The sequence below is a fragment of the Nitratidesulfovibrio oxamicus genome, assembly GCF_015731765.1.
In the GTDB taxonomy this organism is placed as follows: Bacteria; Desulfobacterota; Desulfovibrionia; order Desulfovibrionales; family Desulfovibrionaceae; genus Cupidesulfovibrio; species Cupidesulfovibrio oxamicus.
This window is the reverse complement of record NZ_VRYY01000742.1, coordinates 1-11,422: the sequence shown is the minus strand read 5'-3', so window position 1 is coordinate 11,422 and position 11,422 is coordinate 1. Positions and strand designations below refer to the sequence as shown.

The following is an 11,422-nucleotide window of genomic DNA, read 5'->3' as shown; positions in this document are numbered from 1 at the left end:
GTCGCAGGCACGTCCGGCGCCCGCGGGCGGCGCTGGAATGGCGGAGCCTATGGGCGCACCGGGACAGGCAAAGGGCAGCACGTTCGCATGGGCCTGCGCAGCCATGGCCATGGCGTGCCCTGCGCCGTGGTGGCGGGGTGCGTGGCGGGCTGTGGTATGGCGTGGCGCGGCGTGCATGACGTTGTCCGTACCCGGGCGGCAAAGGCCCGCATGATTCTGTTGCTGGTTGTGCCCTTTCCGGCGACCACCGGTGCGGGGCGACACGGACGGCACCACGCCGTCCGTGCCTGAGTGAAAGCAAAACGGGGGCCAATGTCGGCAAACCGCCGGATTTAAAGGCGTGGAGCATGGCGTGGCAGGCTTGTGAGAACCAACCGATGTATGTGTAATGACAAAATTGAATATCATATGAGTATGCAGTGACACAAAAACGTAAATAACAATCTGTTCGCCATGGCGAGCAAAGGTGGGTTTCTGCCGAACATTCCGCTTGACAGCCTTTGCGGGGCGGGCGTAGGTATCCAGAAACACCTGAAAACGGATAACGTCAGGACACCACGACAATGCTTTCCACCTCCGCCACCTTCACCACTGCCTATCGTACCAACTATTACTTTTGGTACTTTTTTAGCTATGGAGAAGCCCGTGGCCGCATGGAGCGTGCGTAAGCATCTGACGAAGGTGTAAACACACGAAGATTCAAGGGGCCGCGGGCGAAAAGCCAGCGGCCCCTTTCTGTTTTTCCGGCAGTGCGTTACGCGCGGCGCACCCCGGAAGCGTGTGACCCGGCAGACCGGGTTGGCCGAAAACCAGCCTCCAGCCCGCCGCCCGACGCTGCCGCATCAGCAGTACCCGGTACGCGGGGGGAATGCCCCCCGGCACCCGCGACCCCGACGGTCCGGGCGCAAGGCAAGGAAACACGATCACGGCCAGTTGCGCCGCAACCTTTCCGAAAGAACAGGGGAACATACGATGCAAATCGGCAAAAGAATCAGGATGGAGCGCATTTTCAACCGAAAAACCGGGCGCGCCGTCATCGTGCCGCTGGATCACGGCGTGAGCGTGGGGCCCATCTACGGCCTTGTGGACATGCGCGAAACCGTGAACCAGGTGGCCGAAGGCGGCGCGGACGCGGTGCTCATGCACAAGGGCCTGGTGCGCTGCGGCCACCGAGAGGGCGGCCGTGACGTGGGCCTCATCGTGCACCTTTCCGCATCCACCTCCCTTTCTCCCCGCCCCAACGCCAAGACCCTGGTCGCCACCGTGGAAGACGCCCTGAAGCACGGCGCCGACGGCGTGTCCGTGCACGTGAACCTGGGCGACGAAACCGAACGCGACATGCTGGCCGACCTTGGCCGCATGGCCACCGTGGCCAACGACTGGGGCATGCCCCTGCTTGCCATGATGTACGCCCGCGGTCCCCGCATCAAGAACGAGTTCGACCCCGAAGTGGTGGCCCATGCCGCCCGCGTGGGCGTGGAACTGGGCGCCGACGTGGTCAAGGTGGCCTACACCGGCGACATGGACAGCTTCGCCCACGTGGTGGCCTCCTGTTGCGTGCCCGTGGTCATCGCGGGCGGTCCCAAGCTGGATTCCACCCGGTCGTTCCTGCAGATGGTCCACGACGCGGTGCGCGCAGGCGCAGCCGGTCTTTCCGTGGGCCGCAACATCTTTCAGCACGAACGCACCCCCGCCCTCGTCAAGGCCCTGCGCGGCCTGGTGCACGAGGATTGGGATGTGGAGCAGGCCATGGCCCTCGTCGGCGAATAGGCGGGCGTATCGGGATTCAGGCACTTTCGCCCTCCGGCGTCGTCAGGCTTCGTCGTCCATTCCGGTCGAGTACGATAAGAGTACACTCCCTTCATGGACGACTCGCCTTCCTTGCCGGAGAACGAAATTGCTCTGAATCCCGACACGCCCGAAGAGGCACGGAATGTTCCCGCCGAATGAGGTGGAATGTTCTTGTTCCTCCCGCGTAGTGTTCGGGTGGGTTGAAAGAGCGGTTCGCCGCCATGACAAAAATGTGAGGGGCCGATGCGGACCATTCTTTTCAAGAGCGTGCCTTTCGACAAGGGTCTGGTGACCCTGGCGCTGGAATCGGGCGTGGACGGCATCATCGTGCCGCGCGCGCAGGTGGATTCGGTGGCGACGCTGGCCCGGTGCCGGGTGCTGGCCGACGAGGACGTGGCGACCATCGCGTTGTCGGCCAAGGCCGACGAAGAGGACGCCGCCGCGCGTCTGGCGCGGGGCGAAACCGTGGTGCTGGCGCGCGGGTGGGAGATCATTCCGGTGGAGAATCTGTTGGCCCAGTCCGACGACGTGGCCGTGGAAGTGGCCGACCTTTCCGAGGCGCGCCTTGCGGCGGGCATTCTGGAGCGGGGCGTGGCCACCGTGGTGGTGCTGCCCGAGGGCGCAGGCGAACTGAAGTCCATCGTGGCCGACCTAAAGCTGTCGCAGGGTTGCCTGGACCTGGCCCCCGCCGTGGTCACGGCGGTGGAGAACGTGGGCCTTGGCCACCGGGTGTGCGTGGATACCATGTCCATGTTGCGCCGGGGGCAGGGCATGCTGGTGGGCAATTCCAGCGCGTTCACCTTCCTGGTGCACGCCGAGACGGAACACAACGAATACGTGGCCGCGCGACCGTTCCGCATCAATGCCGGGGCCGTGCACGCCTATGCCCAGATGCCCGGCGACAGGACCACCTATCTTGAGGAACTGCGCGCAGGCGACGAGGTGCTCATAGTCAGCGCCGACGGTTCCACCACCGTGGCCACCGTGGGCAGGCTGAAGGTGGAGGCGCGGCCCATGCTGCTGGTGCGCGCGAAAGTGGGCGAGGTGGAAGGCGCGGTGTTCCTGCAGAACGCGGAAACCATCCGCCTGACCCGTCCCGACGGCACCCCGGTGAGCGTGGTGAGCCTGAAGGAAGGCGACCAGATCCTGTGCCGCACCGATTGCGCGGGCCGCCACTTCGGCATGCGCATCAAGGAGGACATCAAGGAATGCTGATGCGCACCACGATGCAACGCCGGAGGACGCGGCCATGAGCCTCACCGACGACAAGGAACCCCACTGGCGGGGGCAACACGTTGCCGCCAGTGCCGGCAGGGCCCTTGAGGTCACGGACGACGGCGCTGCCCAGCCCGCAGCCGCATCCGGGGGCGCAGCAGACCCCGAAGCGGCGCTGGCCGGGCGTCTTGGGCAGATCCGCCACGAGATCGACGGGCTGGATTCCGACCTGCTGCACCTGCTGAACCGCCGCGCCTCGCTGAGTCTGGAGGTGGGGCGCATCAAGGCCGACGACGCGGGCATCGTGTTCAAGCCCTTTCGCGAGCGCGAGGTGCTGGAAAATCTCATGGCCGCCAACGGCGGACCGTTGCCCAACGAGCACCTGCGCTCCATCTGGCGCGAGATACTTTCATCCTCGCGCAGCCTGCAACGACCGCAGAAGGTGGCCTACCTTGGGCCGGAGGGCACATTTTCGTACTTCGCGGGCGTGGAATTTCTCGGCAAGGCCGTGGAATACATGCCGCAGAAGGATCTGGACGGAGTGTTCCGCGCCGTGCACGACCGGCAGTGCGAGCTTGGCGTGGTGCCGCTGGAAAATTCGTTGCACGGCACCGTGGGCCAGAGCCTGGACCTGTTCCTGTCGCACGAGGTGTTCATCCAGTCCGAGTTGTTCTGTCGCATCAGCCATTGCCTGCTGACCACTGAAACCAGCCTGGCCGACGTGACCACGGTGTACTCGCACCCGCAGCCGCTTGCCCAGTGCGGCGGCTGGCTGCGCCAGGCCCTGCCGGGGGCGCGGATCATCCCGGCGGATTCCACCGCGTCTGCCGCGCGCCGGGTGGTGGCCGAAAAGGGCGCGGCGGCCATCGGGCACCGCAGCCTGGCGTCGCTGCTGGGGCTGAACATCCTGGCGCGCGGCATAGAGGACCAGCCGGACAACTGGACGCGTTTCGTGGTCATCGGCCCCGCTCCGGCGGGCCAGCCCGGCACGGACAAGACCTCCATGCTGTTCTCGGTGCCGGACAGGCCCGGCGCGCTGGCAGAGGTGCTGAACCTGCTGGCCCGCGAGGGAATCAACATGAAGAAGCTGGAGTCGCGCCCCCTGCGCGGCGAAAAGTGGAAATACGTGTTCTTCGTGGACGTGGAATGCGACCTTGGCAACGAGGACTATGGCCGGGTGGTGCACGAACTGCGCAGGCTGTGCCATACGTTGCGCATCCTCGGAAGCTATCCCGCCGGGCCGCAGTTGGACATGAGTCAAGATTGATTTCGTCTTGTCGTGTTTTGGGAAAGCGGGGATCCGCCCCGCGCCCCGCAAGGGGTCCGCGTCCCCTTGGCCCCGTTTGCCGTCGAGCCGCGCTGCGCGCGTCCCGACAGGGTACAGGGAAACTGGCTAACCCACCCCCAAGCAAAAAGTTTGCGGGGAGCGGCAGCCGTTAGGTGAGCGCGTAGCGCGAGCCTTACGGATGGCGACAGCAAAGCTGGAGTCCGGGGGAAGGAGACCCTTTCCCAAAGGGTTCCTTCCCCCGGTACGCTGCAAAGGAATTTCCATGGAAAGCAAACGTGAAACCGTGATCGTGGCGGCGCCGCCGTCCAAGTCGGTGTCGCACCGCATGCTGATCGGGGCGGCGCTGGCCGCCGGCGATTCGGTGGTGGAGCACGTGCTGGAAAGCCGCGACATCGAGCGCACGGCGGACATCTTGCGGGCGGCTGGCGCGCGCATAGAGCGGCAGGGCGACGGCAGGTTCGCGGTGTCGGGCGTGGCGGGCACGCCTGCGGGCGGGTTTGACGCGCCGGTATCGTGCGACGTGCACGAATCGGGCACCACCTGCCGCCTGCTGACGGCGGTGCTGGCCGCGGGCAAGGGGATGTTCCGCATCCACGGCGCGCCGCGCATGCACGAACGGCCCATCGGCGAACTGGTGGACGTGCTGCGCGGGCGCGGGGTGCGCGTGACCTATGAAGGCCGCGAAGGCTGCCCGCCCCTGCTCATCGATTCCGACGGCATGTCCGGCGGGGCGACGGCCATCGGCCTTGGCGAATCCAGCCAGTACCTGTCGGGCCTGCTGCTGGCCGCGCCGCTCACCAGCGGGCTGACCATCGAGGTTTCCGGCGACAAGGTGGTCTCGTGGCCCTACGTGGCCCTGACCCTGCAAGCCTTGGAGGACTTCGGCATCGGCTTTCGCGTGGAAACGCGCGAAACCCCGCGCGGCAAGTGGCAGGCCGACGACTGGAGAATGTTGCGCGAAGTACGGCCCGGCCTGGTGCGCTTCGTGGTGTCGCCGGGGGTGTATCGCGCGGGCAACTACCGGGTGGAGGGCGACTGGTCCAACGCCTCGTACTTCCTGGCGGCGGGGGCCGTGGGCCCGCGTCCGGTGCGCGTGGCGGGCTTGCGGGTGGATTCGCTGCAGGGCGACCGGGCCATGCTGGACATCCTGGGCCGCATGGGCGCGCGCTTCGAACGGGCCGACAACGGCGTGCTGGTGGCCCCCTCCAGCCTGACCGGGGTGGAAGTGGACATGGGCCACTGCCCGGACCTGGTGCCCACGGTGGCGGCCACGGCGGCCTTTGCCCAGGGCGCGACCACCATCCGCAACGTGGCGCACCTGCGCATCAAGGAATGCGACCGCCTGTCCGCCCCGGCGGCGGAACTGCGCAAGGCCGGGGTACGGGTGGAGGAACTGGACGACGGGCTCATCGTGCATGGTTCGCTGCGCAGTGGCGGTCCGGCTCCGGTTATTGACGAAAAAGTGATGCCATTTTTGTCATACGGCGACCATCGCATGGCCATGAGCCTTGCGCTTCTGGGCTTCGCCGGGGTACATGTGGTCCTGGACGACCCGGCCTGCGTGGCCAAGTCGTTCCCGCATTTCTGGAACGAGTGGGAAAAGGTGCGCGCATGAACGCAGTGAAAATCGCGCTGGTCGGCGCGGGTGGTCGCATGGGCCGCCTGTTCGCCGACAGGCTCTCCGCCGCGGGATACGCGGTGGGGGGCGTGGACCGTCCGCTGACGCAGGATGCCTTGCGTCATGCCGTGGACGGGGCTGCCGCCGTGCTGTTGTGCGTGCCCGTGGAAGTCATGGACGAGGTGCTGCGCCAGGTGGCCCCGTTGCTGAACGGCATGCAGGTGCTGGCCGACATCACCTCCGTCAAGGTGCGCCCCATGCAGGTCATGGAGCGCCACTACGCTGGCCCCGTGGTGGGCACCCATCCGCTGTTCGGCCCGGTGCCGCCCGCTGGTGATCCTGCGGAGAACCTGCGCGTGGCCGTAACCCCCGGCGATGCGGCCCACGAATCGGACGTGACGCTCATCGAGCGCGTGTTCACCGACATGGGCTGCGTGCCCTTCCGTACCACCGCCGACGAACATGACGAGGCCGCCGCCTGCATCCAGGGCCTCAACTTCATCACCAGCGTTGCCTACCTTGCCACGCTGGCCCACCGCGACGAGCTTACCCCCTTCATCACCCCCTCGTTCCGCCGTCGCCTCGATGCGGCGCGCAAGATGCTGACCGAGGACGCATCCCTCTTCGAAGGCATGTTCGAAGCCAATCCCCACAGCCAGACCGCTGTCCGCAGCTACCTGTCGTTCCTCAACTTCGCCGCTGCAGGCGATGTGGACGTGCTGGTCGACCGCGCCCAGTGGTGGTGGCGTTCGCACACCGAAAGGGGAGGAGTGCGTCCGTCATAGCTGCACGCGAGTAGTAGAGTAACGGACAAGGCAATAGTAGGCCGCGCTCCCTCCCCGGGAGCGCGGCTTTTTGTTTTCGATGCACCACTCACGGCACGCCGAACTTGAAGGAGAACCCAGATGGAAATGCCCGAAATGCCCGCACAGGCCGACATGCCCGAACAGGCCGAAGCCCCCGAAACGGCGAAGGCTCCCCAGGCTCCGGAAACCGCGCAAGCCCCGGCCAATGGCAACGGCTGTGCCTGCGCCCCCACCGGTTCCGGAGACGACATCCCCCTGCTGCCCGAAGGCGGCGAGATAGTGCTGCGACAGACGGGACGCTGGCTGGAGGCCGATGTGGACACCCCCATCAGCGTGTTCCTCGGCATGGTGGGGTCCGGGCAGGGCATCCTGCTGGAAAGCGCCGAGGTGGACGGCCGCTGGGGCCGGTACAGCGTCATCGCCTTCAACTTCCTGCTGCGCCTTGGCTGCCGCGACGGCAAGCTGGAAGTGGCCGTGCGCGAGCCGCGCCTTGCTCCGCTGCGCAGGTTCGACGGCATGGGCTTCATCGAGGGCACCCGCGCGGTGATGCGCGCCCTGCGCATCGAGCCGGACGCGGCCTTTGCCGACCAGCCCCCCATCACCCGCGCCCTGTACGGCTACTTCGGCTACGGCGTGTCCGGGCTGTTCGAACCCAAGCTGGCCAAGGTGCTGCCGACCTCGTCGGCGGAAGCCTGTCTGGCCCTGCCCGGCACCGTGGTGCTGTTCGACCACCTGTACAACAGGCTGTGCCAGCTTTCGCTCACCGATCTGCCCGGGGCCAGGGTGGACCGCAGCCAGGTGGACCGCACGCCGGAGCCGCCGGAAGTGGGCCCCGTGGTCAACGTGCCGGAACAGGCTGTGTACACCCGCGCCGTGGCCCGGGTGAAGGACATGATCCGTCAGGGCGAGGCCATCCAGGTGGTGCTGTCCACCCGGTTCCAGGCCTCGTTCAGCGGCGACCCGTTCACCCTGTACCGCCGCCTGCGCCGCATCAACCCATCGCCGTACATGTTCTTCATGCGGTTGCCCGGGGTTTCGCTGCTGGGGTCCTCGCCGGAGGTCATGGTGCGCTGCCGGGCGGACAAGCTGCAGGTCAGCCCCATCGCGGGCACCCGCCCGCGCGGCACGGACGACGCCCACGACGCCGCCCTTGCCCGGGAACTGCTGGAAGACCCCAAGGAGCGTGCCGAGCACGTCATGCTGGTGGACCTTGGCCGCAACGACCTTGGCCGCATCGCCGCGCCGGGCACCGTGCAGGTGGAGCGGTTCATGGACGTGGAAAAGTTCTCGCACGTCATGCACCTGACCTCGCGCGTCACCGCGCAGATCGAGCCGGGTCGCGACGCGCTGGACGTGCTGGCCGCCACCTTCCCGGCGGGCACCGTCAGCGGCGCGCCCAAGGTGCGGGCCATGGAGATCATTTCCGAGGCGGAGGGCCTTGCGCGCGGTCCCTATGCCGGGGCCATCGGCTGGCTGGGGTTGGACCGGGGCAGTGTGAACCTGGACACCGGCATCACCATCCGTTCCCTGTGGGTGCGCGACGGGCAGGTGCACTGGCAGGCGGGCGCGGGCATCGTGTTCGATTCCGTGCCCGAGATGGAATGGAAGGAGTGCAACAACAAGGCCGCCGTCATCCGCGCCGCCGTCACCGGAGGGGAATATGTTCCTGTTAATCGATAACTACGACTCGTTCACCTACAATCTGGTGCAGGCGTTCTACGGCCTCGGGCTGCATCCGGTGGTGGTCCGCAACGACGACCCCGCCGTGTCCGCCATGGCCGAAGACCCGGCGCTGGAAATGGTGTGCATCTCGCCCGGCCCCAGCCACCCGCGCAACGCGGGCTTCTGCCTCGATTTCCTGTCGCGCCTGCCGCACCGCGTGCCGGTGCTGGGCGTGTGCCTGGGCCATCAGGTGCTGGGCCTGTTCGCCGGGGCCACCGTGGATGTGGGCCCGCGCATCATGCACGGCAAGACCTCGGACATCACCCACGACGGGCAGGGCCTGTTCCACAGCGTGCCCAGCCCCATGCAGGTGGGCCGCTACCACTCGCTCATCGTGCACGCCGAGGAACGCCCCGACCTGCTGGCCGTCACCGCCCGCGCCCCCGAAGGCGAGGTGATGGCCCTGCGCTACACCGACCGCCCGTGGGTGGGCGTGCAGTTTCACCCCGAATCCGTGCTGACCCCCGACGGCGTGCGCATGCTCGCCAACTTTCCCGCCCGGGTGGCGGGGAAGTGAGAACGGGGCGACGAAGAGGTTTTTTGTTCGCCTCCGGCGGGCAGGGGGCAGGCCCCCTGCACCCCCTTTAGGTGGGCTGCCCGTCAACAAGGAACTCCTGAAGGAGACAACAAATGCAGACTGCAACGTCCACCATACTGGAAACACTGGCCACGGGCATGGACCTTGCGCCGGAGCTGGCCGAGGCCGGGTTCTCGCGCCTGATGGACGGCGAGATGACCTGCGCGCAGGCGGGGTCGTTCCTGATGGGCCTGCGCATGAAGGGCGAGACCCCGCAGGAACTCACCGAGGCGGTACGCGCCGCGCTGGCCCGTGCCGTGCGGGTGACCGGCATTGACGGCCCCACCATCGACATCGTGGGCACCGGCGGCGATGGCCGCTCGTCGTTCAACTGCTCCACGGCAACGGCGCTGACCCTTGCGGGCATGGGGCACCGGGTGGTCAAGCACGGCAACCGCGCGGTGTCGTCCTCGTGCGGGGCGGCGGACGCGGTGGAGGGCCTGGGCCTGCCGCTGGAACTGGATCCGGAGGACGTGCGCAGGCTGGTGGCGCAGCGCAACTTCGTCTTCCTGTTCGCGCCGCGCTTTCACCCGGCGTTCCGCAACGTCATGCCCATCCGGCGCGAACTGGGCGTGCGCACCCTGTTCAACCTGCTGGGGCCGCTGCTCAACCCGGCCCGGCCCAACCACATGCTGCTGGGCGTGGCCCGCGCCGAACTGCTGCCCCTGATGGCCCAGACCCTGCTGATGACCGGCGTGCGCCGGGCGGCGGTGGTGCACGGCGCGGGCGGTTACGACGAACTGACGCCCATGGGCCCCGCCCGCATCATGCTGCTGGAGGGCGACGGCGAAGGGCGCGGCACGCTGACGGAAATCAGCGTGGACCCGGCGGACTACGGCATCGCGCCGTGCACCCCGGAGGAACTGGCCGTGCCCGACCGCGACACCGCCGTGCGCGTGTTGCGTGAACTGCTGTCCGGCGGCGGCCCCGCCCCCATGCGCGACATGCTGGTGCTGAACGTGGGCATGGCCCTGCATCTGCTGGAGCCGGGGCTGGCCCTGCCCGACGCCATGGCCGCCGCGCGGCTGGCTTTGGCCGCCGGGGCAGGGGGGAAGGTGCTGCATGCTTGATCGTTTCCGCATTGCCAAGCAGCCGGAACTGGACCGGCTGCGCAAGCTGGCCGAGGCTGGCGGGTTGCCCGCGCCGTTGGCTGCTGGCACCCCGCGCCCCGATTTCCTGCGGGCGCTGCTGGACCGCTCGGGGTACCGGGGGGCGCCGGTGGCGGTCATCGCCGAATACAAGCGTGCCTCGCCTTCGCGCGGGGTCATCGAGACGGGCGTGTCGCCCGAGGACGCCGCCTTGGCCTACACTGACGCAGGGGCCACGGCCATCTCGGTGCTGACCGAGGAGACGTACTTCGGCGGCGACCTGACCTATCTGGAACGCATGGTGGCAGTCGCTCCGACCATCCCCCTGCTGCGCAAGGACTTCATCATGGACCCGTTGCAGGTGGCGGCCACGGCGGCCACCCCGGCAGCGGCGCTGCTGCTCATCGTGCGGCTGACGCCCGATGCGCGCACCCTGCGCGACCTGCGCGAGCAGGCCGAAGCGCACGGCGTGCACGCCGTGGTGGAGATCTTCGACGAGGCTGATCTGGCGCTGGCCCGCGAATCCGGTGCGCGGATCATCCAGGTGAACAACCGCGACCTTGAAACCCTGGCCGTGGACCGCACCGCCTGCCTGCGCCTGGGGCCGCTGAGCCAACCCGACGAAGTGTGGATAGCGGCCAGCGGCATTGCCGAATACCGTCACCTGGCGGAAGCCGCCGATGCCGGATATGACGCGGCATTGGTGGGGACCGCGCTTATGGATGGCGGAGACCTTGAAGGTTCGCTGCTGCGTCTTCTGGGGCGCGAGGGCACTCCGTCCTTTCGCCCTCCGGCGTCGTCAGGCTGCGCCGCCTGCTCCGGTCACGTACGGTCAGAGTACGCTCCCTGCGCGTCGGGCTCGCCTTCCTTGCCGGAGAACGAAAATCCTGTCGTGCCAGATTGCGGCGGGAGCGAAGGTGCCCAATGAGTGCGTCAAAACCAGTCGCCCTGTTCGATAGTCCCTCCTGCCTGCTGGTGAAGGTCTGCGGCCTGACCCGGCAGCAGGATGCGGACGCCTGCGCGGAGGCCGGGGTGGACCTGTGCGGGTTCATCTTCCATCCGGCCAGCCCGCGCGGGGTAACGCCCGCCGTGGCCGCCGGGCTGCACAGCCACGGCATGGCGCGGGTGGGGGTGTTCGTGAAGCAGTCCGCCGACGAGGTGCTGGCCGTCATGGACGCGGCCCGGCTGGACTTTGCCCAGTTGCACGGGGGGCAGGATGCCGCCTTCTGCGACCGGGTGGGGCCGGAACGGGTCATCCGCGCGGCGTGGCCGCAGCGCCATGCGGACCGCAGCGCGCTGGAAGCCGAGCTGGCCGGG

General features: G+C 67.8%; 9 protein-coding genes and 1 pseudogene. All 10 read left to right on the top strand.

Going from position 1 to position 11,422, the window contains the following annotated elements:
- The first annotated feature begins 972 nt into the window (after positions 1-972).
- Complete coding sequence (locus FVW20_RS18065) at positions 973-1,770, top strand: 2-amino-3,7-dideoxy-D-threo-hept-6-ulosonate synthase (protein ID WP_167124796.1); 798 nt, start codon at positions 973-975, stop codon at positions 1,768-1,770.
- A gap of 264 nt (positions 1,771-2,034) precedes the next feature.
- Positions 2,035-3,006 (top strand): 3-dehydroquinate synthase II family protein, encoded by a 972-nt coding sequence (locus FVW20_RS18060; RefSeq protein WP_196610670.1) that lies wholly within the window; start codon positions 2,035-2,037, stop codon positions 3,004-3,006.
- 34 nt (positions 3,007-3,040) lie between these two features.
- The gene (gene pheA / locus FVW20_RS18055) at positions 3,041-4,273 is read left to right on the top strand and encodes a prephenate dehydratase (RefSeq protein WP_196610669.1); all 1,233 of its coding nucleotides are present in this window, start codon (positions 3,041-3,043) and stop codon (positions 4,271-4,273) included.
- A 283-nt stretch (positions 4,274-4,556) separates the two neighbouring features.
- The gene (locus tag FVW20_RS18050; protein ID WP_196610668.1) at positions 4,557-5,909 is read left to right on the top strand and encodes a 3-phosphoshikimate 1-carboxyvinyltransferase; all 1,353 of its coding nucleotides are present in this window, start codon (positions 4,557-4,559) and stop codon (positions 5,907-5,909) included.
- On the top strand, positions 5,906-6,697 hold the full coding sequence (locus FVW20_RS18045; RefSeq protein ID WP_196610667.1) for a prephenate dehydrogenase: 792 nt from the start codon (positions 5,906-5,908) through the stop codon (positions 6,695-6,697). Before FVW20_RS18050 ends, FVW20_RS18045 begins: the two co-directional genes overlap by 4 nt.
- Before the next feature lie 120 nt (positions 6,698-6,817).
- A complete protein-coding gene (locus FVW20_RS18040; RefSeq protein WP_231039247.1) occupies positions 6,818-8,398 on the top strand; it encodes an anthranilate synthase component I family protein in 1,581 nt (526 codons plus the stop codon).
- Positions 8,379-8,957 (top strand): anthranilate synthase component II, encoded by a 579-nt coding sequence (locus FVW20_RS18035; protein WP_196610666.1) that lies wholly within the window; start codon positions 8,379-8,381, stop codon positions 8,955-8,957. The genes FVW20_RS18040 and FVW20_RS18035 overlap by 20 nt, the downstream gene beginning before the upstream one ends.
- Positions 8,958-9,070: 113 nt before the next feature.
- Entirely contained in the window at positions 9,071-10,087 is a 1,017-nt protein-coding gene (trpD, locus tag FVW20_RS18030) for an anthranilate phosphoribosyltransferase (RefSeq protein ID WP_196610665.1), read from the top strand.
- Positions 10,080-10,871, top strand: a pseudogene (locus FVW20_RS18025) (indole-3-glycerol-phosphate synthase); the annotation flags it as partial. The gene trpD and the pseudogene FVW20_RS18025, both read left to right, overlap by 8 nt.
- Before the next feature lie 158 nt (positions 10,872-11,029).
- Positions 11,030-11,422 (top strand): phosphoribosylanthranilate isomerase (locus FVW20_RS18020; protein WP_443677875.1); only part of this gene is annotated, 393 nt, incomplete at its 3' end.